Source organism: Streptomyces sp. NPDC019396 (assembly GCF_040632375.1).
GTDB lineage: Bacteria > Actinomycetota > Actinomycetes > Streptomycetales > Streptomycetaceae > Streptomyces.
In genome coordinates this window covers 20,158-44,102 of sequence record NZ_JBEYBS010000025.1, presented here as the reverse complement: position 1 = coordinate 44,102, position 23,945 = coordinate 20,158, and the positions used below count along the sequence as shown (strand labels likewise).

Sequence of the window (23,945 nt, the reverse complement as noted above, 5' to 3'; positions counted from 1 at the left end):
ACATCTCTGTCTGCCGCTCGGGTAACGCCCGCGATGAACCGCGGAGCCTGTCCTGTCCGTCGGGATGGCCCTTTCGACGGCGGGTACGGACATGCCTCGCGGACGACGGCACTCGGCCGCCGTCCGCGAGGTGTGCTCAGGAGGTGGTCCGCTGGGTGAGGTCGTAGAGGGTCGTGTTGCCCACCGTGACCCTCTTGAAGTTCGCCTGCACCCAGGTGCTGATCTGGCTGCCGGCGCTGTCACCGCTGCCGCCACCCGGGCCCTGGGAGCCGCCGGCGATGAAGTAGTGGACCGCTCCCTCGTCCACCAGCGACTTGAAACCGGCCAGCGTCGGGGACGGGTCGTTTCCGTTGAATCCGCCGATCGCCATCACCGGCTTCTCAGTGGCGATCTGGTAGGAGCCCGTCACATGTGAGCCGAGTCCGGCAGCCACCCAGGTGTACTTGCTCGCGTCCTTCAGCAGCAGTTCCCTCACCTCCGTGCCGACGGACTGGCTCTCGCCGCCGGGCCCGCCCATGCCGCCACCGGGCCTCCCCTGGCCCTGGCCCTGGTTCTGTCCCTGGCCCTGGTCTTGACCTTGGCCCCCACCGGACGGCGGCTGCATGCCCGACGGAGGCTCGATACCGGACGGCGGCTGACCCATGCCACCGGGAGCCTGCTGCCCCGTACCTCCGTCGCCGGGCATGCCACCGCCGGGCATACCCTGCCCCTGCCCCATGTTCTGACCCATGCCCGGGTTCTGCTCCTGGCCCACGCCCGACGGGGGCTGGCCCATGCCGCCTCGCCCGCCTCCGAACATGCTGGTCGAAGCGGGTCCGGCCGTGGGCATTCCGCCCGTGTGCACGGAGTTGAGCGTGGTCAGGGTGTAGGCGAACGGACCCGCCAGCGATGCGGCGAGAGCGAGACCCGCGACACCGAGCACCGCGCGCCGCCCCAGCTTCGCGATGAACACAAGGCCCGCGGCCGCGGCAAGACCTGCGGCGAGCACCAGCCACTTCAGCGGCCCGTAGTCACTGGTGCGACCGAGCAGGACGTATCCCCACACCGCCGTCACGGCGACCGTGGCGCCGAGGACCGGCACGGCCCACCTGGTGCCGGCGCGCTCCCGCCACAGGATGGCCACGCCCATTCCGATCAGGACGGCGAGGTAGGGGGCGAGCGCGACCGTGTAGTACTCATGGAAGACACCCGAGGCGTAGCTGAAGACCACGGCGCTCGTGAGCAGCGCACCGCCCCAGACCAGGAAGGCGGCGCGGGTCGCGTCCGCCCGTCCGGCCCTGCGGGTGAGGACCAGGCCCGCGACCAGCAGGATCAGTGCGGCCGGCAGCAGCCAGGAGATCTGGCCGCCGAGGCCGTCGTTGAACAGCCTGTCGATTCCGGTTTCGCCCGTGCTGCCGAATCCGCTACCGCCGCCCCCACCGGGACCGCCTCCGGTACCGCTGCCGCTGTTGCCGCTGACGCGGCTCAGGCCGTTGTAGCCGAAGGTCAGCTCCAGGAAGGAGTTGTCCGTCGAACCTCCGATGTAGGGGCGGGACGACTCGGGCCAGAGTTCGACCAGGGCGACCCACCAGCCGCCCGCGACGACCATCGCGAGGCCGGCGGCCAGCAGCTGCCACAGCCGCCTGAGCGGCTTGACCGGTGCGCAGACGGCGTAGACCAGCGCCAGGGGCGGCAGCACCAGGACCGCTTGGAGCTGCTTGGTCAGGAAGGCGAACCCGATCGCGACGCCCGCCCACACCAGCCACTTCGTGCGACCGCCTTCCAGTGCCCGCTGCACGAAGTACACGCTGAGCGCGAGCAGTAGCGCGAGGAGCGCGTCGGGGTTGTTGTAGCGGAACATGAGCGCGGCGACCGGGGTCAGCGCGAGGACCGCACCGGCAAGCAGCCCGGCCCCTGGCCCGGACTGGCGCCGTACCGCGGTGTACACCACGGCCACGGTCAGTACGCCCATGATCACCTCGGGGACGAGGACCGACCACGAGTTCAGTCCGAAGATCCACACCGACAGGTCCATCGGCCACAGCGAGGCCGGGGGTTTGTCGACCGTGATCGAGCTCGCGCCGTCGAGCGAGCCGAACAGGAACGCCTTCCAGCTCACGCTGCCCGCCTGGGCGGCCGCGGTGTAGTAGGAGTTCGCCCACCCCGAGGCGCTGAGGTTCCACAGGTACAGCAGTCCGGTGGCCAGCAGCAGCCCGATCAGGGCGGGACGTGTCCAGCGGGGGTCACCGGGCCTGCCCCGCCACAGCCGGGCCAGGCGGGCGCCGCCCCAGGCGTGCCGGGCCTGGGGCGCTGCGGGGTCGTCGGCCCGATGCGGTGGTGGGCCGGTCTCGATGCGGTCGGAGGGTGCGGTGGTCATCGTGTGTTCCTTGCTGTGTGGCCGTCGGGGCGCGGTCGTGCGGTGGCGGTCCAGCTCGTCTCCGCGGCGTCGTCGGCGCGGCTGTGCTGTGTGTCGCCGTACGGCGAGGCGGCGTCCGCGTAGTAGTGCGGCAGGGGGCGGTAGACGATCGGGGTTGTCTCGTCCAGGGGATGGCGCGGTTCCCGGTCGTGGGACACCGGTTCGGACGCCGGTGCGGTCCGGGCATGGGCTCCTCGGCTGCCCTGGGCGAAGACCCAGGTGCGCAGCAGCAGGAACCGCACGATGGTCGCGGCGAGGTTGGCGGCGATCAGGACGGTGAGCTCGGCGGCGTGCGAGGTCTTGCCCCCCGCGGCGTCGAGTGCCGCGAGCGAGCCGCTGGTCAGCAGCAGACCGACGGCGAAGACCAGCAGGCCCTGGGCCTGGTGGCGCAGCGCACGCTCACGTCCGCGTACACCGAAGGTCAGCCGGCGATTGGCCGCCGTGTTGGCGACCGCCGACACGAGCAGGGCGAGTGCGTTGGCGGCCTGGGCGCCCGTGCCGAGCCGGAAGAGGGAATACAGCACCAGGTAGAAGGCGGTGGACAGGGCGCCTACCACGCAGAAGCCGACGACCTGGCGGGCGAGCCCCGTCGGGACGCCGGGCAGTTCCGCGTCCCGGGGGTCGTCGCCGAACGGGCGGCGCAGCCGGTGCAGCGCGAGCTTTCCGGTGGCGAGTGCCTTGCCGACCCGCCATACGCCCTTGAGGTCCTCGGTCGCGGTCCTGACGATGTTCACGGTCGAGTTCGGGTCGTCTATCCAGTCGACCGGGACCTCGTGGATCCGCAGCCCGGCGCGCTCGGCGACCACGAGCATCTCGGTGTCGAAGAACCAGTTGGTGTCCTGGACCAGGGGCAGCAGCACCTGTGCCACCTCGCGACGGATCGCCTTGAATCCGCACTGCGCGTCGGAGAAGCGGGCGCTGAGCGAACGGCGCAGGATCTGGTTGTAGGCCCGGGAGATGAACTCACGTTTCGGGCCGCGCACGACCCTGGAACCACCGGCCAGCCGGGTGCCGATCGCCAGGTCGGAGTGGCCGGAGATCAGCGGCGCGACCAGCGGGAACAGCCCGTTGAGATCCGTCGAGAGGTCTACGTCCATGTAGGCCAGGACCGGAGCGTCGGAGGCACCCCAGACGGTGCGCAGGGCACGTCCGCGGCCCTTGAGCTCCAGACGGAACAGGCTCACCTCGGCGACCTCGCGGGCCAGCCGGGCGGCGATCTCCGGGGTGCGGTCCGTGGAGGCGTTGTCCGCGACGGTGATACGGAAGCCGTACGGAAAAGTGCGCACCAGGTGCTCGTGCAGTCGGCGCACGCACCTTTCGATGTCCTTCTCCTCGTTGTGGACCGGTATCACCACGTCGAGAACGGGTGGTCCGGGTGTCGCTACGGGGATGTGCTCCCGCGCGGGGAGAGCTCCCATCCAGGAGTCCGTGTGCATGGTTGCGACCCTCCAGTAGTGCCCTGTCACATCGGTGTGGTGAAGCTGTGCGGCGCCTGTGAGTCCCGTCGGCGTCCTGATCCCCGCCTCGCGGGCCCGGGGCGGCCGGTCCTTCACGCCGTCACGGCCTCGCGGCCTGCTCGTACGAAGTCCGTCAGCCAGCGCCGGAAGTCCGGCCCCAGGTCGGGGCGCTCGCAGGCGAGCTCGACGATCGTGCGGAGGTAGGAGGCGCGGTCGCCTGTGTCGAAACGTCGGCCGGAGAAGATCACTCCGTGCACGGGGTGGTCGCCCGAGAGCGCCAGCCTTCTGAGCGCGTCGGTGAGCTGGATCTCACCGCCGTGACCGGGTTCTGCCTTCTCCAGCAGGTGGAACACGGCCGGGTCGAGGACGTAGCGGCCGATCACCGCGTAGGTGCTGGGCGCTGCCCCGTGTGCCGGCTTCTCGACGAGGTCGAGCACCCGTACGAGCGGATCACCGGCGCCCTCCGCGTCGTCCTGAGCATCCGCGTGGCGGGCCTCGTCGACCGGCTCGACGGCCGCACATCCGTAGAGGTGGGTCTGGTCGGGCGCCACCTCCATCAGGGCCACGACGCTGCCGCCATGGCGCGCCCGCACCCGCAGCATCTGCTCGAGCAGTCCCTCGCCCGGGCCGATGAGGTCGTCTCCGAGGAGTACGGCGAAGGGCTCGTCGCCGACGTGGCTGCGCGCGCACAGGACGGCATGGCCGAGGCCGAGCGGTTGACTCTGGCGCACGTGGTGCATACGGGCCAGCCGGGTCACCCGGCGCACTGCCTCCAGGCGGGCGGTGTCGCCCTTGGCGGCGAGCGCGTGCTCCAGCTCCGTGTTGCTGTCGAAGTGGTCCTCCACCGCCCGCTTGTCACGCCCCGTGATCATGAGGACGTCCTCGAGCCCGGCGGTCGCCGCCTCCTCGACGACGTACTGGATCGCCGGCTTGTCGACGACCGGCAGCATCTCCTTGGGGGTCGCCTTGGTCGCCGGCAGGAACCGCGTGCCGAGTCCGGCCACAGGGATCACGGCTTTGGTCACCGTGGCCGTCGCCTCGGCCGCGGCCGAGGCGACGGCGGTGGAGGGGGTGGCGGTGGAGGGGGTGGCGGTGGAGGGGGTGGCGGTGGAGGGGGTGGTTGCGTTCATGCACGCCACGTTCGCCCGCGAGGTTGAGCGCGACCTGTGGGGCAGCTGGGACGGGCCCATGTGTTCGCGCCGGTGCCGGTCACCGGTATCAGCCGCTGACCGGCACCTCACCTGGATGCCCGTCTGGGATGGCTGGGGAAAACCGCCCAACGGATGCTGACCGGGTAGCGGGCCCTCGGGTGACACACGGTCACAACCCCGCACTTCCTCACCAGGAGACGCATCATGCGCCACATCAAACGTCTCGGTCTGAGCGTGGTCACCGGCCTGGCCACCGCTCTCTGCTGCGCTTCCGCGGCTGTGGCCACCACCCCAAGCCCTGACACCGGCTATCCCAAGCCGCCCCGCGACAAGGCAGAGAACATCGAGCTCACGGCGGTGCCGACTCAGCTCACCTTCATCGACGTGGACCCTCCGGGGAGCAGCCAGGGCGACCAGCTTGTCGCCACGGGCAACCTTCTCAAGTCCGGTGACCAAGCGGGGCAGTTCGACGAGGTCTGCACGGTGACCCGTCCGGGATCCGACGGCCCGAACGCGTTCCAGTGCCAGGTCACCCTGACACTGCCCGACGGGCAGATCACCCTGCAGGGCGTGTTCACTGTGCCCGGCTCCGAAACCGGCGCCGTTGCCGGCCCTGTCGCCGACTCCGACCCCGCGCCAGGACGTATCACCCTGGCGGTCACAGGAGGCACCGGGCGCTACCGCACGGCCCAGGGCTATGTCGACGCCGCCAACACGAACGAGCCGGAGACCGAGCTCACGGTGCATCTCGTCCACTGACCGGCAGCGTTACAGATGCGAAGCACCCGGGAGGCCGGCCCGGGTGCTTCGGCGCACGGGGGAGCCGGTGCGGATGCTTCGGCACACGGGTGGCCATTCCGGAACACCACCCGTCCGGGCGCGGCAGCCGGGTGTGCCCATCCGGCCATGTGCCCGGCTTGTGCGATCTACGATCGTCGCGCTCCGGGAGCGTGCAGCCGCCTGAACAAGGCATGCCCAGCCTCGCCGTGCGGGATCCGGCACCGTGATCGGAATCCATCCCCGGAGCGTCTGCGGCGAGGTCCGGTCATACAGATCCAGGCATCGAAGTGAAGAGCCGCGAGCCGATTCACAGCTGACTCCTCACCGGCTCACAGCGGGCTCCTTGGCCGGTATTCACAGTGCCGGCGCATCCACGTCAGCTCTACATTCGCGTCACTCCACCCGGGCACCGTTCGGCAGCACACGGCAGGCGGACGAAATCCATCAGTCACCCGAGCCTGTCATGTACACGCCACTACCTCGCCGGACGGGTCCCGCAACGCGTCCCGTCCCGGCCGTACATCCCCTCACATCCGCGCCCCAAGGATTGGAAGACGTCATGGATGAGTCCCAAGGCTCCGCGCCGGAGGCCACGCCGGCTCCCGTCTCTCCCGTCGGCCGCGACGGCGGGGCAGGTGCAGCACCCCGCACAAGTCCCACCCGCCGTGGAGTGCTGCGGGGTGGCGCGCTCGCCGCCGCCGTGGCGGCGCTCGAGGTGCTCAAGAACTCCTCGGCGCTACCGGCCAGAATGACGTCCGCGGCAGCGGCCGCCCCTGCCACCGCGGCGGCCGTCCTCCCCGACATCCAGTTCGACATAGCGGACTACGTCGGCCCCGTCACCACCGTCGACGGCGTCGAGGTCCAGATGGGCCCTGTCCACACGGTCTTCGCGACGGCACGGCTGCTGCGCCCGCCCACCCGCGGCGACCAGAGCAGACTGAGCTCCGCGCTCTCGACCATCGAGCGCGCCTACGCCTTCTCCCCGTCGGGTGTGTTCACCTTCGTCGCCTACGGACTGCCGTACTTCGGCAAGATGCCCGGGGGGCTCCACGGCCCGCTGGTTTCGGCGTACATGCCGCGCCTGAGATCCTCGACCAGACGCTACGTGCTGGAAGAGGCCGTAGCCGGACCCACCGACGTGTCCCCTTCGAATCCGCGGATCACCAAACGGCGGTTCAACGTACCGGTGTCCATCGAGGGCAACGACCTGCTGTTCACCCTGCGCAGCGACAACGCCGCCAACATCCAGGACGTCCTGAGGTGGCTGGGCGGCAGCAACAGACTGGCCGGCCGGCCGCAGACCTCGCCGCTCCTCTCCGACCTGCTGACCTTCACCTCCAGCAGGGCGATGTTCACCCAGATCGGTCTGCCGAGGAAGGTGGCCGACGCCAACAAGCTGGTCTACGCGTTCATGGTCAACCCCCGCTCGCCGATGTGGATGGGCTTCGCCGACCAGCAGACCTCCGGTACCAGCGCCGCCGGCGCCGTCACCTTCCAGGCGAGCCCGCTGACCACCGCCCGCCCCGGCGACTACTTCGGCAACGGTTCGGTCCAGCACCTCTCGCACGTCATCATGGACCTCCAGCAGTTCTACGACGTCGACGACAAGGGCGTCCCCGGGGACGACGCCATGTACACCGAGCGCGTCCAGTACATGTTCCGCTCCACCCCGCCGCCCTCGGAGGGCAACGCGGACCAGTACACCGACGGTGGCGGTCCCGCCTTCCTGGAGAACACCTTCCAGGGCACGGACGACGCGCTCCGCAGCGCCCAGGGCATCGGCACACCCGAAGGCGAGCACCGGATCGGGCACCTCTCATGCCTCCAGCGCTCCTCCCGCACCGCCTCGGGGCAGCCCCTCCACGTGCGTATGGACGGACCGGGCTACGACGGCATGGACGTCCCGGACGGCTCCGCACAGCCCAAGCTCCAGTTCACCGTGTTCGTGCCGACCGCGGAGTTCTTCCGCGTCATGCGCAGCAACCAGGCGTCACTCGACCTGGCCGAGGAGCACGACGTGGAAGAGGACGAGAACGGTCTCGAGCGCTTCCTGACCGCCACCCGGCGGCAGAACTTCCTCACCCCGCCACGACTCCACCGCTCCTTCCCGCTGGTCGAGTTCATCTGACCGGCACAAGGCGCGCGCTCCGGCCCTCAACAGTGCCGCGGGCAGGCCGGGGCGCACGTCAGGGCGATCAGGCCCGCAACGGGTGCTTGCCACTGGTCCGTTCAGGGGCATACGCGACGCGGCGACCCGTAACCTCCGGACAACGCACCGAAGTGCTGATAACAAGCCATACGTAAGTGAACAGACCGATATGCGAAGAACGCGCTCTGTTCGACAAGCACTGTGGAGGTTTTCGATGTTCCGTCTCGTCAAAAGCACGGTCGTGGCCCTGGCCGTCGGTGCGGCCACCATCGGCGGGGCCACGGCCGCGTCGGCCGACACCGGAGCGCAGGGGGTGGCCGCCGACTCCCCCGGGATCCTGTCGGGCAACGTCATCCAGGTGCCCATCGACATCCCCATCGCCGCCTGCGGCAACTCGCTCGGCGTGATCAGCATGCTCAACGGCACCAGCGGCAACGCCTGTCTCAACGGCAGCGCGAGTGACGAGGACGACGCGTCAGACGGCGCGATGGCCGTGGGCGCTGCCACCGGCTCCCCCGGGATCCTGTCGGGCAACGTCATCCAGGTGCCGGTCCACGTGCCGGTCGCCGCCTGCGGCAACTCCCTCAGCGTGATCGGCATGCTGAACCCGACCATGGGTAACGCCTGCGTCAACTCCTGACCACGCGTGCGCCGGTCCGCCGTGGCGCCTCGTCACGACGGACCGGCACACACCCGCCCGCTCCTGAGCAGGCGGGCGAACGCTCAGGAGACACCGGTGAGATACATCCCCGAATCGTCCTTGCCCGCCGTGTTCCGGCAGGCGTAGTCGCCCGTCGGCCGCGCGTAGATCAGGCCGAGGCAGCGCCCCAGGGCCCGCTGGGCGTAGTAGTTCGGGTGGAACGACTCCTGCATGGTTCCCTGCGCCGCCCCGCTGACCAGGAAGCGCGCCCATTCACTGGTGGTCGCGGACGGTCCCTGCGACGAGGTGGCCAGGCGGGTCGCCTTGGCGCACACCTCTCGCCCCTGGAGCATGTCCTGGAGGTCGAGGAACTGGACTCCCTCGGATTCGGCGACCGCCTTCACCTCGGCGGCGTACTCCGGGATGAACACATCGCGTGCCCAGTCGGCGTCCTTGTCCCAGAACGGGCAGCCCCCCGTGGTCAGCCTGGACCAGCCGCTCTGCGCGTACCGGATTTCGGAGCCGCGCGGAATCGGCGACGGGGCCGATTGCAGGATGACGCGGTAGTCGCCGGAAGCGTATCCGGCGGACGACATCACGGACCGGATCTCCTGGACGGACTTGGCGACGCCCGCCATCGCGGAGTCCATGCGCTGGTCGACCTTCTCCCCCTGGTCGTCATAGCAGTAGGAGTACAGGAGCGAGTAGTCCTCGACGCAGTTGGTGATGACATCGCTGAAGCCGAGGTCGTTGCCGCCGATCGAGAGCGCGATCAGCTTGACCCGGTACTGCGCGGCGACGGCAGCGAGCTGGTCGGCCTGCGGCCTCTCACCGTTGAGGGACTCCCCGCCACTGCCGGCCCGGATGACGTTGCCGGTGGTGGCGCCGGAGCAGGCCAGATTGATCGCCACGTCGGCGATCCCGGTGGCACTGAGCACCTCGGCGGAGTCGGAGCGGTCACACCCGCTGGAGTATGTGCCGCCGTACACGGTGGTGGGGTCGTAGCTCTTGCCGTTGTAGGCCCGGTCCGTCCCGTTGCGGCTGCCGGACTGTGTGTTGCTGTTGCCCTGCCACCGGCCGGCTTCTCCGGAGATGAAGCTGTCCCCCATCGACACCACGGCGGTCTGCGAAGGTGACGTGCTTGCCTGTGCGGGGGCGGCAGCGCAGGTGAGCGTGCCGGTGAGGACGAGGGCGGACGTGAGGACCGCGGCGGGCCGCCGCAGGGATACGGCGTGGAATCCGGACATGGAGATGCTCCTGCATCCTGGCCGTGCCGATCTGACGGGTCAGCACGGAGCGTTGACGGAAACGCACGCCGGCCGGGCGCGAGAGGAATCTGGCACGGCCCCTTTGTTACCGCAAGGTAGCCGTCGATATTTCTTATCTGTCTCATAGGCGGCGCTGGATCTTCCGTTCTGGCGCTGGAGGGACTGCCGCCGCGGCGGCGCTACGAGCCCGCCGGTGAGCCACCCACGCACGGGTGCGCAGAGTGCCCGGCAACTCCCCTCGCAGTGACAGCACTTGACACAGCCGTCCGCATACCGAACGGAGGGGATCGGGGACGGATCAGCCGGCCGCCGGCGATCCGGGCGGCTCCGTCGCCGTCCAGGCCGGGACTCGGGAGGGCGGTTGTATACCAAACTGAGACGTCCCGACCGGCTCAGGACCGCCCAAAGGGCACCCCTATCCGGCCATCTCCTTCATCCGCTACCTGCGATGCGACGCTGCTCAGACCGCGATTCCGGTGTGAGTGGTGGTTGCTCTACGGCAGCGCCAACCGGAGCCGCCAGGATCAGTGCCGGTGACGGCCGGAGTGCCACGACGTGCCACGGCGGCCGACCGAAGGCTCGCCGCGCGCCGCGGCCGGCCCCGCGCGTCCCGAGGGAGATTGAGCGACGACTACTCAGGAAGAGTCCCACCGGAACCGCCAGGCTTGGTGCGCCCCGTCGAATCCGGGGTTCGGCCTGAAAGTCACCCGAAGCAGAGCGAAGCGGGGAGAGGCAGACCGAAGAAGTCCCAAGAGCGCCGAGGAAAGGCGGAACCGCACCGTGAAGACCTGGTCCGTTCCCGGTTTCACAGAGATTCGTGAACTGGGGACCGGGGGTAGTGGACGCGTGATGATGGCCGTCGAAACGGCCTCCGGTACGCCTGTCGCCATCAAGTACCTCAACGAGCGGCTGACGGAGGACACCCGCTTCCTCCAGCAGTTCCGTGCCGAGGCCGAACTGCTGCGGGAGGTCGACTCCCCGCACGTGGCGCGCCTGCACCAGTACGTGGAGACCCGGGACGGTGTCGCCATGGTGCTGGACCTGGTGGACGGGGCCTCCTTGCGAACGCTGCTGCGCCGGGAGGGCGCGACCACGCCCGAAGCGGCGCTGACCGTCCTCAAGGGTTCGCTTCTCGGCCTGACCGCCGCTCATCGCCTGGGCATCGTGCACCGCGACTACAAGCCCGAGAATGTGCTGGTCACCGCGGAAGCCACCTCCAAGCTCGTGGACTTCGGCATCGCCGCGCGCGACGGGTCGGCATCCACCGGTATGTCGGGCACCCCGATGTACATGGCGCCGGAGCAGTGGCAGGGGCATCCGGCCTCGGCCGCGACGGACGTGTACGCGGCGACCGTCACCTTCTTCGAGTGCGTGACCGGGTCCCGTCCGTTCGGCGGAGAGCATCTCGGCGAGATCGCCATGTCGCATCTGTCCGCGCCGGTGCCCGCTGAGGCCGCACCCGAGCCGTTGCGCACACTCGTAGTCCGCGGGATGGCGAAGGACCCGGCCGGCAGGTTCGGTTCGGCGGACGAGTTCCTCGCCGAGTTGGAGACCGTCGCCGCCGCCGCGTACGGGCCCGACTGGGAGGAGTACGGCCGGCGCACCCTTGCCGCACTCGCCGTCGCCCTGCTGGTGAAGCTCCCACAGCCGCAGGCCGGGGGCGACGACGCCGCCACCGAACTCGCCACCACCGAACTCGCCACCACCGAACTCGCCACCACCGAACTCGCTACCACCGGCCTGGACGAGGAGCCGCCGGTCCGCCGCTCCCGTCAGCGGTCTCGCGGACACGGCGGCGGCAGCGATCCCGCCCGGAAGGGCAACGTGGCCGGCGCTGCCCGGCGACAGCAGCTCAGAGTCCCGGCGATCGCCGCCGCGGTGGTGCTGCTGGGCGGGGCTGTCGTCGCAGGAGCCGTCATGAGCGGTGGATCGGCCGAGGACAGCGCGTTCTCCGCCTCCGCGGACTCCGGAACCAGTGGCGCGGCGTCAGGCGCGGCACCAGGGTCGGCACAGCCGTCGGCCGGCGATCCGGCCGGGCACGATGCGGCAGCGTCCCCCTCAGCGCCTTACGGTTCCACACCTCCCGGCACGACCCCGAGCGGCGCCTCGGCCGGCGCGGCGGCGCAGGGCGGTACCGGAGCCACTGGTACCGGACCGGGTGCGGCCGTTCCCGGTCCGGCCGGCACCGGAACCGGTACCGCCCCCAGCGCGACCGGCACTGGCCCCGCCGCAGTGCCGTCCCCTACCGCTGCGGTGCGACAGCCGACCACGGCGCCCACCACGAACCGCGCCGCGATGGCGGTCGGTTCGGCGGGCGTCAGCTCCCTCAAAGTGGCGTCGCAGGGCCGGGGCGCTGACGCGGCGATCACCGTCACCACGACCGGCACCGATGCCGTCAGCCTCACACTGACCTGGTACAACAGCGAAAAGTCCGGCACCCCTGGGGAGCAGGACGGCAGCAGCGAGACGTACGAGCTCAGCGGCCGCACCAGCTACCAGCTCTCGTACCACCATGAATTCACCACCTGCCCCCGGTACTGGGGACTGCGGATCAGCACCACGCCCGCCGCCGAGTCCGGGCGGGCATACCAGGACACGGGCGCGCCGGCATGCGTCTTCGATCCGATCGGCTGAGCCAGGACCCCGACACCCCCGAAACCGGAGAGCGACCGGCATGCCGACGCACGACGACGGGCCCACCCAACGGCTCAGGCCCCTGCACCACCCCGGCTCCCACCAGGGCGACGAGGTCCCCGAGTACCTCTCGACGGGCTGGACCTCCGCCTTCAACGCCCCTTCACCACACGAGACTTACCGCAGCCGCGCCACGGCGGCCACCGTGTGGAACACCGGCGTGTACCCCGTGGGTCCGGCACCCGATCACGTACTCCCGACCCTGCCCCTTCCGGAGAGCGAGCTTCCGCCCGACCGCACCACCGCGGTCTGGCGGGACGGCCCCATACAACGCCCGAGGCGGCCCCGGCGCCACACATGGCGATGGCCGGGATGGGCGGCACTCGGACTCCTGCTGACCGCCGTCGCCGGTGTGATCCTTTGGCAGCGGGACACCCGGGAACTGGCCATCACCCAGGTCACGGTGAGCGCGCAGCCGACCGAGCTGGGGTGCGACCGAGCGGCCACGGTGGTAGCCGTGATCACGACCAACGGCGCGGCCGGAACCATCCGGTACCAATGGATCCGCAGCGACGGAACCACATCGGGCGAGTTGCGTCAGACCGTGCGTGACGGGCAGGGGGAGGTCACACTGCCGATGTACTGGACCTTCCACGGCAGGGGCACCCGCGAGGCGCGCGCCGTCGTGGGCGTCCTCACCCCCACAGCGCACACGGCCTCGGCTTCCTTCACCTACCGCTGCGGCTGACCTGCCCGTACTCCGATGCACCCGGCTGCCCCTCTCGCGCGCCGCGAAGACGGCGGGAGGGTCGGAGCGCAGTGACAGGCGAAGCACACAGGCGGGCCGTTGCCCGCCCCTCACCAGCGGACGGCGGTGAAGTCGATCTCCCGAGGCCGCAGCAGTCGCGTACGTCCCGCCAGAGCCAGCAGCCGCTGGGACATCTCCTCAGCGGCCAGGCGGTGACGGTCACCATGGCCCGGGAGGACCCATTCGAAGCGCAGCCGTCCGGCTGCCCTGGTCAGGGAGACCGCCAGTTCCTCGATGGAGTACCACGTCACGCTCTCCACGACCTCCAGATCGCCCGTCGAGCGTGACCAGTAGAAGCTGTCACCGCTGAAGCAGTACCGGTCGTCCGCGAGGTAGAGCACACTGCCTCGGGTGTGACCGGGCACCGGATGGGCTGTGACTCCCTCTCCGATCTCCGTGACCTCGAGGCCCCGGATCACCTGGTCCGCGTCCGGCGCCGCGTCGACGTCCCCTTCGTGGATCCACAGCCGAGCGCCGAAGTGGTCCGCGTAGCGGCGGCCGTGTGCGGCGTGATCACGATGGGTGAGCAGCACATCGGTGACGGGGCCTGATGCCGCGTACCGCTCGGCGAGGTCAGGGCGCCAACGCGGTGTGTCGATCATCATTGCCGTACCGGAGGGCCGCATGAGGAGGTAGGAATTGGCTCCCGCGGTGTGTGGGGAGTTGTGCCCGCAGATCAGTACGCCGTCGTCCACGGCCATGGGGAAGGGGTCGAGCGCTTGGTCCGGCTGTCCGGCCGCGGGGCGCACCGATCGGGTGGGGCAGGCGAAAACGGCGGCGTGCAAGCGCCTTGTCTCCGCGTCATTGCCCGGCAGCCGCAACACCTGCGACCTTCCCTGCGACTCGCCGATCAGATCGGGTGCGAACTGCCGGGCTACATCGCAGTTGATGCAGCGGTCGTCCACGTACCAACCATCCATTGCCTGGCTCCTTCCAGCGGAACCGACCCGGGTCAGGGCCGCCGTTTCAGGGATAGCCCACATTCGGCAGGAACGGGTAGGCCCTGCCGATCTGGTATTTCGGGATCGGGCTCGCTCTCACCGGGAAGTCTCGGTCCGTATGGGATCGCCATCGGCCGAGTGACCTGACGGCCCGCCAAAGGGCCGGACGGCCCAGGGTGCCCGCACGGCCGCCGCCCGCTCCTGCGAACGGCGGCCGTGAACAGGTGCGGATCAGACCTTGGTGAAGCACATCGTGGAGCGGCTGCCCCGGCGGGTGACCTTGATGCCGTAGTCGTACTTGGAGTCGCACTGTGCGCTCCCGACCACCCGGTCACCCATCTTGTACTCGGCCTCGGGCGAGTCGCAGTCGACGACCGTCGGAACCGGACTGCCCTCTGGGTCCTCGACCTTGACGCAGTCACCGATGCCGGGCTGGTGCGACGCCGCCTCGGCTTCCTTTTTCGCCTTGCCGCCGTTGGGGTCGGTGTTGTAGTCCCAGACCCAATAGCCGAGTGCACCGAACACCGCTATGACGATGACAGCAGACTTCAGGGCCCGTCCCAGACCGCCCGGCTGCGGTCGCTGTGGCCCGCGGGGAGGCTGAGGCTGCTGCGGGTATCCGTACGGGGCCTGCGGCTGCTGCGGGTATCCGTAGGGCTGCTGCGGTTGCTGCTGCGGGTATCCGTACGGGTGCTGCGGCTGCCCGTACGACGGTTGGTTCTGGTACTGCGGTGGAGGCGTCGACATGCCTGAAAGACCCCGTTGTTGAGTGCCGTTGGATTGGTCAATGCGTGTGCAAGGCTATCCATCCGCCGGCGACACGGGGAACTCACCTCCAGGCGTCAGTGCGGCCCCTCAGTGGGGGAAACCGCAACGCATTGGGCTCTCGCGAGGGATGCGGTACTTCAGGCCCCTTCCGCACTGGCCAGAGCATCGGTGATCAGGCGGGTGGCGAAGTCACGGTCGTCGGCCAGGCGGTTGATGTGTTCCGCGAGCAGGAAGACGGTGACTTCGAGAGCGGTCAGCTCTTCGTCCGTCCAGTATCCGTACTGCTTGCGCCAGAGGTTGGGGCTCAGGCCGGTGCCCGCCGCGATGATCAGGCCGGCCATGGTGGGGATGGCCTCGGGGCTGACGCTTCCGGGCATCATGCGCATCGAGGCCACGAGGTTGGGCACCACGTGCTCGATGACATCCTTGTCGTTCTCCTCGTAAGCCAGCCGCAGCCATTTCATGAACATGAAGATGAGCGTGCACGCGCCGTCCAGCAGGTCGCCCATTCCCTTGGTGCCCAGTGACGCGAGGAACTGGTCGATCAGCTCTTGCTTTTCGGGATCGGGGGCGGTCCTGGCGTCGCAGACGCTCCTGAGCCGGGAGTCGATCAGCATGAGTGCTCCGCCAACATCGCCAGCGGGAGCGTTCGCAGGGTCGCAGGGCGATGAGAATGACACAGGTTCCCTCCTCAGATGACCGCGGTGGGCAACGCGGCGCATACGTACAGTAGACCTGCGAGGAGATGGGGGTCCGGCGAATCCAGGCGAAAAGGCCTTCTGGTGGCCGTGTCCCCCGGCTCGGCGCCGACCGAACACGACGGCTGCCGCACAGAAGAATCCAGGGCACGAGCCTCGCGCTGATGTATCAGTCGTTGCAGCCGGGGCCGTTGCGCGGGTTGATGCAGCTGTTGGTCCCGGAGCCGCCATTGTTGGTGTTCGTGCCGCGTCCGCCGTCCAGAGCGTCATCCCCGGCTTCCCCGAAGAGCCGGTCGTTGTCCTCCTCACCGTCGAGCCGGTCGTTGCCCCTGCCACCGCGGAGCTCGTCATTGCCCTTGCCACCGGAGAGGGTGTCGTCGCCGGTGTCCCCGTAGAGGGTGTCGTTCTCCTCGTCACCGTGGAGGTCGTCGTTGTCCTCGCCACCGTCGAGCTGGTCGCTGCCCCTGCCACCGTGGAGGTCGTCGTTGCCCGAGCGACCGCGGAGGTCGTCGTTGCCCAGGCCCCCGATGAGCTGGTCATCGCCCGAGTCGCCGGAGATCCGGTCGTTGCCCGGTTCCCCGCGGAGGTCGTCGTTGCCCGAGCGACCGCGGAGGTCGTCGTTGCCCAGGCCCCCGATGAGCTGGTCATCGCCCGAGTCGCCGGAGATCTGGTCGTTGTCCTCGTCACCGCGGAGGATGTCGTTGCCCGGGCCACCGCAGATGCGGCCGTTCCCCCCGAGTGCGTAAACCGTGTCGTTGCCTCCGAGCGCGAAGATCACGTCGTTGCCGGGGGTCCCGACGATGATGTCGTTCCTCTCGGTGCCCACGATGGTGGGCTTGGCGTCCTCGCAGTTCGAGTTGGTCCCGTGCGTGGCCGCCGTCGGTGTTCCCGGCGCGGCGGCCGTTGACCCCGGTGACCCCGGTGACCCCGGTGATCCCGGCGACCCCGGTGTGGCCGTCGTCGCGGGGGTGGACCAGACGAACATCCCTCCGGTGATGAGGGCGATGATTGCGGGGAAGGATCGAGGACTGCCACTGCGCCGGCCGGAGCGCGCAGCGCGAGCCGTCTTCGGGCGGTCGTCGCCGGAGTGGCGGGGCTCGAACATCGCTTCGACTGCTCCCTTGGTGAGATGCACAGCTGTCTCTTACAGACAGTCACACTCTTGCCCGACCCGCGTGCGCCCGAAGAGGGGAGGGAATTCATCCACGGGCATTCCTCGCAGGTCAGGGCAGACACACCGGGCCATATGACCACTCCTTCGGTCGCAACCCGCACGGACCCGTCGCGGGAGAGCAGTGACCGGCCCGGAGGCCGACCGCCCTGCAGAGGCCACGCAGATCAGCAGGACGATCCCCCGTGGGCGCCGCGGTACGCGGGCATGGTTGCGACGGCGGAGCAACGACGCCGGCGAACGCGCACGGGGACGTTCCGGCGTGCGCGGCGAGCCTCCGGCTCCGCCTATGCAGAGTTCCGGCATGGAGCGGCCGACATGAGCACCCGCGGCACCAGCCTCGCGCTTTCATGAGGTTGGCTGTCCGACGGGTGGTCAGGTAAGCGAACCGTGCCCGTCCACGCGACCAGCAGCACCCGACCGCCGGAACCAGCCGAGGTCCCCCGGATGCGCTCGCGCCGGAGCCCGTTCCGCCACACCCGCAGCACGCCCACGGCCTCGCCCAGCCGTCGGCCCCGGTACCGGTGGACTCACCGTCGTTCGCACTTCTCGAGGTCTCTCACATTTCGTCTTCGAGCCGAATGGCCTTCCTCAGATCCTCGTGCGCCTCTCCCGGCTCCCCTTCGCTCGCTTCGAGCATGGCGGCAGCGATCGCGTCCAGCTTGCGCTGGATGGCACGCTCAGCCCGCAACTCCGAGTTCTTGAGCAGAGCCAGCAGCAACAGGGTTACCGACGTCATGCACGTTCCGGCGAACACCTGCCACTCCAGGTCGAGCCCGGCGACATGAACGGCCACGGCCCCGGCCACCAACACGAGACACAGCCCGAAGAACACCGGTGAGCTCGTGAAACGGGATGCGCCCTCCGCCAACTGCTCGAACCTGCCGCGCTTGTCGCCACCACGGTCTGCGGGGTGCTGAATCGCCATCGTCCGTCTCGCCTTTCCTCGTCCGCACACAGCCCTGCACTTCCCTGCCAACCGGCGAGACCAGCATCGCCGCGTCCGAGAGCTGACCTCGACAGCGCCGCGCGCAGGTCTCGACCGTCGCAGAGTCCTCCGCAGCCGAGACGTCGGCTTGTCCCGGAGCATGCAACGCATGCCCCGGGGGCCTTGCCGCAACCGCAGGAGTGGGCAGGTTTTCGTGAGGTCCGTCGTTGTGCCTGGCGAACCGCATGTGTACGCCTTACCGCAGAGGGCACCCGCCCAAGGGGGTCCATGCCACGTCCGCAGCGACGTGAGCCCGGCTCTCCTTCTCGGAGATCGACGGGATACGGACGCCGCGGAGGCGATGAAGGGAGAACACATGAGCAGGTTGAAGCTGAAGAGGGAGAGCAAGGTCCCCCTCGCCTACAAACCGGTCGGCTTCGCCCTGAGCTGGGGCGGAGGCACGCTGGCCGGAATCGCCTTCCAGAAGGCGTGGAAGGTCCTGCGGCACGAGGACAACGCGCCCGACGCCTTGGACCGTGACCGGGGCTGGGGCGAGATCTTGATCGCGGCCGCTCTGCAGGGCGCCATCTTCGCCGTCGTCCGCAGCGTGGTCGACCGCTCCGGAGCCCACGCGGTATACCGGACCACCGGTGTCTGGCCCAGCGACGACAAGACCGGCAGGGACTGAGCCCCGCCGCACCGCGCGGACCGGTCCGCGCCATGGCTGCCGCGCTAAGGCTGCTGTCGCCACCGTGCATGGCATTCCGCCTGTGCCCAGCGGCACGCAGGCCCCGCGCGTGTCATCCGTGGACGGTGTCCGGCCGTTGGGGCAGGCCCGGGGCCAGCTCTTGATGCCCGTTCATTTCACCCGTCGGCCGGCCCGGCGGCACCAAAGTGCGAGGGTGTGCAGGCTGGTGCTGAGGCACCAGCCCTGGACGGCCGACAGGCCCGCACCCGATCGGGGGAATGCGCGCCCGTACCTGCCCATGGCGACTTCCGTAAGGGGAGCGATCACGACATGACCGTTACCGCGAAGATCGACACCATCCGCCCCGTCGCGACCCTCATCAACGTTTTCACGGTCGCCCCCGACCGCCAGGCCGAGCTCATCGCCCTGCTCGCCCAAGCCACCGAAGAAACGATGAAACGGCAGCCCGGATTCATCTGCGCCAACTTCCACGCCTCCCAGGACGGTGAGTGCGTCATCAACTACGCCCAGTGGGAAACCGAGGACCACTATCGCGAGATGCTCACCAACCCCGAGGCCCGCGTCCACATGGACAAGGCCGCGACGATCGCCACGGATGTACAACCACGGCTCTACCGGGTCGAGTCGACACACTCCAAGTGACACTGCCCGGAGGCCTGTACCGAACCGTGCCCGACGACATGTCATCCGTCATACGTCGTCTTCCGCCGGGAGCCTCGGCAGACGACGGGACACTCGCACGAAGCTCCCACAGCGGCAGGGGGCAGGGCTCACCCGACGAGCCCGGCACCCTGACTTCGGCCGCCTGTCCGGGACGAGCCCACCGACACGGTCACCCGGCCGCAGCATCCCCTGGGCGGCGGCCCGGATCGGTCCCTGCTGAACCCTGTGCGGCCGCAACCCGGGTGACCAACGCACCGGGGGCGCCGTTGCGCCGACGAGGAACCCACCACCCCTCGTCGGCGCACCGGCGCCCGTACCCGCCCGGTCGTCACCGCGCACCCGGCCCAGAACGATCGCGGCCGGCGCTCTACGCGACAGCCACCATGCTGGCGAACACCACCACGTTGTTCGGGTAGTAGTGGCGTTTCGCGTCGAAGTCACCGCCGCAGGTGACCAGTCGCAGCCCCGCGTGGTCGACGTTCTTGTACACCTCCAGGGTGGGGAATTCCTTCTTCGGGTACTCGGCGACACGGTCCACCCTGAACTCGGCCGTCTTCCCGTCCTCGCGCGTCACCTTGATCGCGTCGCCGGCCTTCATCGTCTTGAGTTTCTCGAAGACCGCGGCCTTGCCGTTCCAGGTCACATGTCCGGCGATCACCGCGGGCCCCTGGGAACCTGGGGTGGGGCCCGGTTCGTACCAGCCCGCCAGATCGGGGTTCTTAGGGGTCGTCATCGCCCCGTCCTTGTTCTGCCCGAGGGTTTCGAGCTCACTCGACAGCGCGAGCGACGGGATGGAGACCACCCGCGGCGCCGACCGTGCCAGGGCCGCGACGGCCTGGCCGTTGTTCGATCCCTCTGCCGGTGCCTGGCTGCTCGCAGGACCCTGAGCGGTGTTCTGGCCCTGGTTCGCCGGTGGCGTCGCCGTCTCCTGGGCGCCGCAGGCAGTGAGCAGGAGGGTCGCTGCCACAGCGATCACGGATACGGCGCGCCCGGTACCGACTGCCGCACTGCTGCCGAACACGCGGTTCACGCGGCACCCTCCGGCGCGACGACACGGGACGTCTTGCGTCGGCGGGCGAGGACCAGTGCGCCTGCCGCCGTCACCGTCGCCGCGATGGCGGCACCGGTCACCAGATTCGGAGAGACGCCGGCTGCGCCGGGACCGCTGCCGGTCTCGATCCCACCGACCGGGATGGAGCCGACCGCCGCGCCCTTGACCTCGCCGCAGTTGGTGGGAGCGGTGGCTTCCTGGGGGAGCTTCGGGTCGAGCTCGCTCTTGCCGGCGCCCTCTTCGTCGTACTTGTCGTTGTCATTGCGGTCGATGCCGTGCTGCACGATGTGCAGGTCCTTGATGTGCTCGACCACGTCCTGGGAGACCGGGATGGTCCGCTTGTAGGAGATCTTTCCCTCCTTGTCGGCCACCGGCATCCGATCCACCGCCAGACCGCTGCCCGCGTCCGTGTCTCCCGATGTGGTGAGCGAGATGTTGATGTCGCCGTAGTCGTGCGTGGCCTCGGTGTTGTTGAGGATCCCGTCGCCGTTGGTGTCGTCGCTGGCGTCCGGGCAGTGGAAGTCGTGCCCCTCGGTCGATCCGTGCAGGTGCTGCGCCGAGGGCTGTCCGGGCACCATGCCCTCCGACTTGATCCACACCGTCAGTTCCTTGCCGCGAAGGCTCAGCATGGCCGTCCCGCGGGAACCCGACTCGTTCAGCTGCTCCAGGTCGATCTGGAACGCAGGGCTGTCCGCGGCCAGCGCCGCTGGAGAAGCCACGATCGTGGTCAGCAAGGCAGCGGGGAGAGCGGCGAGTACCGCAAGACGGCCGGTTCGCTTGGACATCACGTTCGTTCCATTCCGCAGCCCCTGGAGAGGGAAGCCGCATGTCGTACGGACTTCTGGCGACACCCGAGCAGCCCGCTGGCCGTTTGCTCGAGCATCAGCTCCACGCATGCCTGCACAGCAGTCGTGCGGTAGGAGGACGTTCACCGGCGCCTGCGGCGGAGACCACGCGCCGGCGACCTACGGACACGCGGGCGTCGGCGACAACCGTGGCAACGCCAGGCATGGGCTGCCCCCTCCTCGCCCCAACTGAAATGCAGTTACCTATGAAACGCAGGAAGCACCGCGGGCGTTCAAAGCGGCCTGTACCGTCCCTGTGGCCCTCGCATGCAGACCCGGACGCTGCGGGCTGGTCCTCACCTCCCTCGTGCTGCTCGGTGCGGTGGCCGTGGCGGTGGCCGCGACGGTTCCGGAGGCCATCAGTGGTTCCACGGCCCAGGCGGCATCCGACGCACCTGCGATCGGGGCCGTGCTGCGCTGCGCGGCCGTGCCGGCCCTGATGGGCTCCGCAGCCCTGGCGGTACTCCACCGCCGTCGCCCGTCTCCGCACCTGTGACACCGCGATCGAGGCGTCGACGGGGTCGGGGGATCTTCTCGCGGTTTCGCCGCGCGTCGGCCCGCAAACCGTTGTGCTCTCTCGACCACAGGCGCTTGCCATCCCCTCTCGGACTCTTCAGCTTGCTCAAGGAAGAACGGTCGTGCCGGGCCCGGAAGCCAGCGGCCCTGTTTCAGGGGTGGAGAACACGACGTGGGAATCAGGGGCTGCAGCCGGGCGTTGTCGCAAGCATGGGAGATCCATCCCGATGCGACCACGGCGAGCGCAGTTCGTCCACCTCGGCTTCCGCCCGCGCGCGTCTCGCGGCCGACCGCGCCGACACCGTCGAACGGACGGCCGCGCTGGCCCGCGACTTCGATGCGATCGTTGCGGCGAACGCCCTGGTCGCGGTCGATGACGAGCACGACCCCGACGGGGGCAGTACGGCCTTCGAGCGGGCCCACGTGGCCGCTCTGATGGCGCTGGCGCGTGAGCACCTGGAAGAACTGGATCAGGCGCTGGCACGCCTCGAACGGGGTGAGTACGGGCAGTGCGAAAGCTGCGGCAGAAGGATCCCGCCCGAGCGCCTGGAGGTCCGGCCGGCGGCGACCACCTGTGTACGCTGCGCCCGGTCCGACCCGCGCCGACCGCGGCGCTCCGCCTGACGCCCTCCTTGCCGTAGATGGGTGGCTTGAACCCGTCCTTTGTCAGCGGACCCTGGCGCGCCCGACCGAAGAACGGCCGGTCCTGGGTGATCGCACTGCCCCCGACGCTACGGCTCGGACTCAGTCGCGGCCCGGCCGCCGGCTTCGGTACTCGGCCGCACTCTCTGTGCGTGCGCTCCGGCGCACACCGCACTCGGCATGCCCGCGCGAGCAGGAAGTGACGTCATCAGAACAGATGTTGTCGAAAGCCGTGATGGCGACTCCTGATGGAACGCCGAACTGTACCGTCGCATTCTTCACCACAGCCGCAGGTGCTGTGCTTGAGCCAGTGCGGCCGTTCGAATGTAGGAAGGGGGGCCATGGCCGTTCCCGTGGATGCTCACACCCTGGCGGTGGAGCAGATGCGTCTCGGAGATCACGCCTTTGCGCACTACGCGGATGACGACATGCGATGGGGCGTGCTGGGGGTTTTCGCGCAGCTCGGACTGTCCCGCAACGAGAAGGTCATCGTCATGGCCGATCCGGAGGTCCCGCACGACGAGGCGTCCCGGCGGCTGTTTCCGCACGGTGTGCCCGAGGCGGCTTTGGGCAGCGGTCAACTGCGGTTCTCCAGCATGCGTGAGCTGATCCATCCACACCGCAGGTTCACTGCCGAGCGGCAGATGGGGCGATTGCGGGAGGAGACCGAACAGGCCCGAGCCGACGGGTACACGGGGCTGCGGTCCATCATCGACATGGCGTGGGTGGCCGACCTCGGCATGGACGTCGAGGGTGTCATGCACCGCGAAACACACGCGGAGGCACTGTTCGCCGACCGTCTGTACGCGGAGATCTGCACCTACGACCGGCGCCACTTCGCTCCGGAAACGCTGGAAGCCATGCGCGTCGGGCACCCGGTAACACTGCTGGAGCACCCCGGAGACCTGGGAGCCTTTCAGTCCGACCACGGGCTGCGACTGGTGGGGGAAGCGGACTGGTCCACCCGCGAGCAGTGGAACGCCGCCCTGCGGGCCGCGCTCGCCCGACTCCCCGGCAATCAGTCACTGATCCTTGACCTCAGTCCGCTGTCGTTCCTCTCGGTGACCTGCGCGGCGGACATGCTTCGCCGCATCAAGCAGGACTGTTCGCATGAGCGGGTGGAGATTCGTTGCTCCCCCTTCAACGCGGCCCTGCTCCGCCACATCGGAGTGCCGTCGGCGGACATCCTGGTCCTGGTCAAAGCCGAAGGGGGCAGCCAATGACCCTGCAGCTCAACCCGGCTCACGCAGGAGAAGAGCTCCTGCTGGACACGCACTTCAGTGCCGGGGACCTGGCGAAGCTACGCCTCCGGGTCGACGAACTCGCTGCGATCGCGGGGTTCATCGAGCCCCGGCGCGCGGAGTTCGTCCTGGCCATGCACGAGGTGGCCTGCAACGCCGTGCGGCACGGCGGAGGATCGGGCACCCTCAGGCTCTACCTCACCCCGGACGCCCTGCGCTGCCAGGTCACCGACGAAGGCCCCGGATTCGACGAAGACGTCATCCCCTGTGTGCCACCTGCCCTGGAAGCCTCCGAGAGCGGGCGTGGACTCTGGCTCGTCCGCCAGTTCACCGACCACATGACAATCGTCAAAAGCTCCGTCGGCACCGACGTCACCTACGCCATGCGGCTGTCGGCCACCTGAGATCCGGCCAGGCTGCGGCCCGGCCGTCTCGGTGGAGTCGAAGATCACCACACCAACCACCGCTGTTGCGCCCCGGGCGCTCGAGA

General features: G+C 69.3%; 22 protein-coding genes. 11 read left to right on the top strand and 11 right to left on the bottom strand.

What is annotated here, in order from left to right:
- Positions 1 to 136 precede the first annotated feature (136 nt).
- From ABZ532_RS25510 to ABZ532_RS25500, 3 genes are all read right to left on the bottom strand, one after another.
- Positions 137 to 2,356 (bottom strand): glycosyltransferase family 39 protein, encoded by a 2,220-nt coding sequence (locus ABZ532_RS25510; protein ID WP_361288171.1) that lies wholly within the window; start codon positions 2,354 to 2,356, stop codon positions 137 to 139.
- Positions 2,353 to 3,831, bottom strand: coding sequence for a bifunctional glycosyltransferase family 2/GtrA family protein (locus ABZ532_RS25505; RefSeq protein ID WP_361288168.1), 1,479 nt, complete (start codon positions 3,829 to 3,831; stop codon positions 2,353 to 2,355). The genes ABZ532_RS25510 and ABZ532_RS25505 overlap by 4 nt, the downstream gene beginning before the upstream one ends.
- Positions 3,832 to 3,944: 113 nt before the next feature.
- Positions 3,945 to 4,982 carry a UTP--glucose-1-phosphate uridylyltransferase gene (locus ABZ532_RS25500; protein WP_361288165.1) on the bottom strand — a complete coding sequence of 346 codons (1,038 nt, stop codon included), beginning with the start codon at positions 4,980 to 4,982 and terminating at the stop codon, positions 3,945 to 3,947.
- 225 nt (positions 4,983 to 5,207) lie between these two features.
- Here ABZ532_RS25500 and ABZ532_RS25495 point away from each other — a divergent pair, with 225 nt between their 5' ends.
- The 3 genes from ABZ532_RS25495 to ABZ532_RS25485 all read left to right on the top strand — a co-directional run bounded on the left by ABZ532_RS25495 (position 5,208) and on the right by ABZ532_RS25485 (position 8,572).
- Entirely contained in the window at positions 5,208 to 5,762 is a 555-nt protein-coding gene (locus ABZ532_RS25495) for a hypothetical protein (protein ID WP_361288162.1), read from the top strand.
- A gap of 580 nt (positions 5,763 to 6,342) precedes the next feature.
- On the top strand, positions 6,343 to 7,911 hold the full coding sequence (locus ABZ532_RS25490) for a hypothetical protein (RefSeq protein ID WP_361288159.1): 1,569 nt from the start codon (positions 6,343 to 6,345) through the stop codon (positions 7,909 to 7,911).
- A gap of 235 nt (positions 7,912 to 8,146) precedes the next feature.
- Complete coding sequence (locus ABZ532_RS25485) at positions 8,147 to 8,572, top strand: chaplin (RefSeq protein WP_361288156.1); 426 nt, start codon at positions 8,147 to 8,149, stop codon at positions 8,570 to 8,572.
- Positions 8,573 to 8,655: 83 nt separating this feature from the next.
- Here ABZ532_RS25485 and ABZ532_RS25480 read toward each other — a convergent pair whose 3' ends face one another.
- Positions 8,656 to 9,819, bottom strand: a complete 1,164-nt coding sequence (locus tag ABZ532_RS25480; protein ID WP_361288152.1) for a GDSL-type esterase/lipase family protein — start codon at positions 9,817 to 9,819, stop codon at positions 8,656 to 8,658.
- An 801-nt stretch (positions 9,820 to 10,620) separates the two neighbouring features.
- On the opposite strand from ABZ532_RS25480, the gene ABZ532_RS25475 reads away from it, so the two are divergent.
- Together ABZ532_RS25475 and ABZ532_RS25470 are read left to right on the top strand one after the other, a co-directional pair.
- Entirely contained in the window at positions 10,621 to 12,474 is a 1,854-nt protein-coding gene (locus tag ABZ532_RS25475; protein WP_361288149.1) for a protein kinase, read from the top strand.
- A gap of 40 nt (positions 12,475 to 12,514) precedes the next feature.
- Positions 12,515 to 13,222 (top strand): hypothetical protein, encoded by a 708-nt coding sequence (locus tag ABZ532_RS25470; protein ID WP_361288146.1) that lies wholly within the window; start codon positions 12,515 to 12,517, stop codon positions 13,220 to 13,222.
- A gap of 110 nt (positions 13,223 to 13,332) precedes the next feature.
- Here the strand turns inward: ABZ532_RS25470 and ABZ532_RS25465 are convergent, their stop codons facing one another.
- The 5 genes from ABZ532_RS25465 to ABZ532_RS25445 form a co-directional block, all read right to left on the bottom strand.
- Positions 13,333 to 14,202: an MBL fold metallo-hydrolase gene (locus ABZ532_RS25465; RefSeq protein ID WP_361288144.1), complete on the bottom strand. Its 870-nt coding sequence runs from the start codon at positions 14,200 to 14,202 to the stop codon at positions 13,333 to 13,335.
- Between the two features lie 252 nt (positions 14,203 to 14,454).
- The gene (locus ABZ532_RS25460) at positions 14,455 to 14,970 is read right to left on the bottom strand and encodes a hypothetical protein (protein ID WP_361288141.1); all 516 of its coding nucleotides are present in this window, start codon (positions 14,968 to 14,970) and stop codon (positions 14,455 to 14,457) included.
- 158 nt (positions 14,971 to 15,128) lie between these two features.
- Positions 15,129 to 15,608 carry a hypothetical protein gene (locus ABZ532_RS25455; protein WP_361288138.1) on the bottom strand — a complete coding sequence of 160 codons (480 nt, stop codon included), beginning with the start codon at positions 15,606 to 15,608 and terminating at the stop codon, positions 15,129 to 15,131.
- 250 nt (positions 15,609 to 15,858) lie between these two features.
- On the bottom strand, positions 15,859 to 16,794 hold the full coding sequence (locus ABZ532_RS25450; RefSeq protein WP_361288135.1) for a calcium-binding protein: 936 nt from the start codon (positions 16,792 to 16,794) through the stop codon (positions 15,859 to 15,861).
- A gap of 625 nt (positions 16,795 to 17,419) precedes the next feature.
- On the bottom strand, positions 17,420 to 17,788 hold the full coding sequence (locus tag ABZ532_RS25445) for a low affinity iron permease family protein (protein WP_361288132.1): 369 nt from the start codon (positions 17,786 to 17,788) through the stop codon (positions 17,420 to 17,422).
- A 376-nt stretch (positions 17,789 to 18,164) separates the two neighbouring features.
- On the opposite strand from ABZ532_RS25445, the gene ABZ532_RS25440 reads away from it, so the two are divergent.
- Both ABZ532_RS25440 and ABZ532_RS25435 read left to right on the top strand, forming a co-directional pair.
- The gene (locus tag ABZ532_RS25440) at positions 18,165 to 18,476 is read left to right on the top strand and encodes a DUF4235 domain-containing protein (RefSeq protein WP_361288129.1); all 312 of its coding nucleotides are present in this window, start codon (positions 18,165 to 18,167) and stop codon (positions 18,474 to 18,476) included.
- A 330-nt stretch (positions 18,477 to 18,806) separates the two neighbouring features.
- The gene (locus tag ABZ532_RS25435) at positions 18,807 to 19,139 is read left to right on the top strand and encodes an antibiotic biosynthesis monooxygenase family protein (protein ID WP_361288126.1); all 333 of its coding nucleotides are present in this window, start codon (positions 18,807 to 18,809) and stop codon (positions 19,137 to 19,139) included.
- A gap of 388 nt (positions 19,140 to 19,527) precedes the next feature.
- Here the strand turns inward: ABZ532_RS25435 and ABZ532_RS25430 are convergent, their stop codons facing one another.
- Together ABZ532_RS25430 and ABZ532_RS25425 are read right to left on the bottom strand one after the other, a co-directional pair.
- Complete coding sequence (locus ABZ532_RS25430; protein WP_361288123.1) at positions 19,528 to 20,190, bottom strand: class F sortase; 663 nt, start codon at positions 20,188 to 20,190, stop codon at positions 19,528 to 19,530.
- Positions 20,187 to 20,999 (bottom strand): hypothetical protein, encoded by an 813-nt coding sequence (locus ABZ532_RS25425; RefSeq protein WP_361288121.1) that lies wholly within the window; start codon positions 20,997 to 20,999, stop codon positions 20,187 to 20,189. Before ABZ532_RS25425 ends, ABZ532_RS25430 begins: the two co-directional genes overlap by 4 nt.
- A gap of 313 nt (positions 21,000 to 21,312) precedes the next feature.
- On the opposite strand from ABZ532_RS25425, the gene ABZ532_RS25420 reads away from it, so the two are divergent.
- The 4 genes from ABZ532_RS25420 to ABZ532_RS25405 all read left to right on the top strand — a co-directional run bounded on the left by ABZ532_RS25420 (position 21,313) and on the right by ABZ532_RS25405 (position 23,859).
- A complete protein-coding gene (locus ABZ532_RS25420; protein ID WP_361288118.1) occupies positions 21,313 to 21,552 on the top strand; it encodes a hypothetical protein in 240 nt (79 codons plus the stop codon).
- A gap of 230 nt (positions 21,553 to 21,782) precedes the next feature.
- Complete coding sequence (locus tag ABZ532_RS25415) at positions 21,783 to 22,196, top strand: TraR/DksA C4-type zinc finger protein (RefSeq protein WP_361288115.1); 414 nt, start codon at positions 21,783 to 21,785, stop codon at positions 22,194 to 22,196.
- Between the two features lie 359 nt (positions 22,197 to 22,555).
- A complete protein-coding gene (locus tag ABZ532_RS25410; RefSeq protein ID WP_361288112.1) occupies positions 22,556 to 23,437 on the top strand; it encodes an MEDS domain-containing protein in 882 nt (293 codons plus the stop codon).
- Positions 23,434 to 23,859 carry an ATP-binding protein gene (locus tag ABZ532_RS25405; protein ID WP_361288109.1) on the top strand — a complete coding sequence of 142 codons (426 nt, stop codon included), beginning with the start codon at positions 23,434 to 23,436 and terminating at the stop codon, positions 23,857 to 23,859. Before ABZ532_RS25410 ends, ABZ532_RS25405 begins: the two co-directional genes overlap by 4 nt.
- Positions 23,860 to 23,945: the final 86 nt, after the last annotated feature.

What these genes read in the sequence shown, in the direction of transcription:
- ABZ532_RS25510 (WP_361288171.1), bottom strand. Translation starts at nt 2,356, where the DNA reads ATGACCACCGCACCCTCCGACCGCATCGAGACCGGCCCACCACCGCAT.
- ABZ532_RS25505 (WP_361288168.1), bottom strand. Translation starts at nt 3,831, where the DNA reads ATGCACACGGACTCCTGGATGGGAGCTCTCCCCGCGCGGGAGCACATC.
- ABZ532_RS25500 (WP_361288165.1), bottom strand. Translation starts at nt 4,982, where the DNA reads ATGAACGCAACCACCCCCTCCACCGCCACCCCCTCCACCGCCACCCCC.
- ABZ532_RS25495 (WP_361288162.1), top strand. Translation starts at nt 5,208, where the DNA reads ATGCGCCACATCAAACGTCTCGGTCTGAGCGTGGTCACCGGCCTGGCC.
- ABZ532_RS25490 (WP_361288159.1), top strand. Translation starts at nt 6,343, where the DNA reads ATGGATGAGTCCCAAGGCTCCGCGCCGGAGGCCACGCCGGCTCCCGTC.
- ABZ532_RS25485 (WP_361288156.1), top strand. Translation starts at nt 8,147, where the DNA reads ATGTTCCGTCTCGTCAAAAGCACGGTCGTGGCCCTGGCCGTCGGTGCG.
- ABZ532_RS25480 (WP_361288152.1), bottom strand. Translation starts at nt 9,819, where the DNA reads ATGTCCGGATTCCACGCCGTATCCCTGCGGCGGCCCGCCGCGGTCCTC.
- ABZ532_RS25470 (WP_361288146.1), top strand. Translation starts at nt 12,515, where the DNA reads ATGCCGACGCACGACGACGGGCCCACCCAACGGCTCAGGCCCCTGCAC.
- ABZ532_RS25465 (WP_361288144.1), bottom strand. Translation starts at nt 14,202, where the DNA reads ATGGATGGTTGGTACGTGGACGACCGCTGCATCAACTGCGATGTAGCC.
- ABZ532_RS25460 (WP_361288141.1), bottom strand. Translation starts at nt 14,970, where the DNA reads ATGTCGACGCCTCCACCGCAGTACCAGAACCAACCGTCGTACGGGCAG.
- ABZ532_RS25455 (WP_361288138.1), bottom strand. Translation starts at nt 15,608, where the DNA reads ATGCTGATCGACTCCCGGCTCAGGAGCGTCTGCGACGCCAGGACCGCC.
- ABZ532_RS25450 (WP_361288135.1), bottom strand. Translation starts at nt 16,794, where the DNA reads ATGTTCGAGCCCCGCCACTCCGGCGACGACCGCCCGAAGACGGCTCGC.
- ABZ532_RS25445 (WP_361288132.1), bottom strand. Translation starts at nt 17,788, where the DNA reads ATGGCGATTCAGCACCCCGCAGACCGTGGTGGCGACAAGCGCGGCAGG.
- ABZ532_RS25440 (WP_361288129.1), top strand. Translation starts at nt 18,165, where the DNA reads ATGAGCAGGTTGAAGCTGAAGAGGGAGAGCAAGGTCCCCCTCGCCTAC.
- ABZ532_RS25435 (WP_361288126.1), top strand. Translation starts at nt 18,807, where the DNA reads ATGACCGTTACCGCGAAGATCGACACCATCCGCCCCGTCGCGACCCTC.
- ABZ532_RS25415 (WP_361288115.1), top strand. Translation starts at nt 21,783, where the DNA reads ATGGGAGATCCATCCCGATGCGACCACGGCGAGCGCAGTTCGTCCACC.
- ABZ532_RS25410 (WP_361288112.1), top strand. Translation starts at nt 22,556, where the DNA reads ATGGCCGTTCCCGTGGATGCTCACACCCTGGCGGTGGAGCAGATGCGT.
- ABZ532_RS25405 (WP_361288109.1), top strand. Translation starts at nt 23,434, where the DNA reads ATGACCCTGCAGCTCAACCCGGCTCACGCAGGAGAAGAGCTCCTGCTG.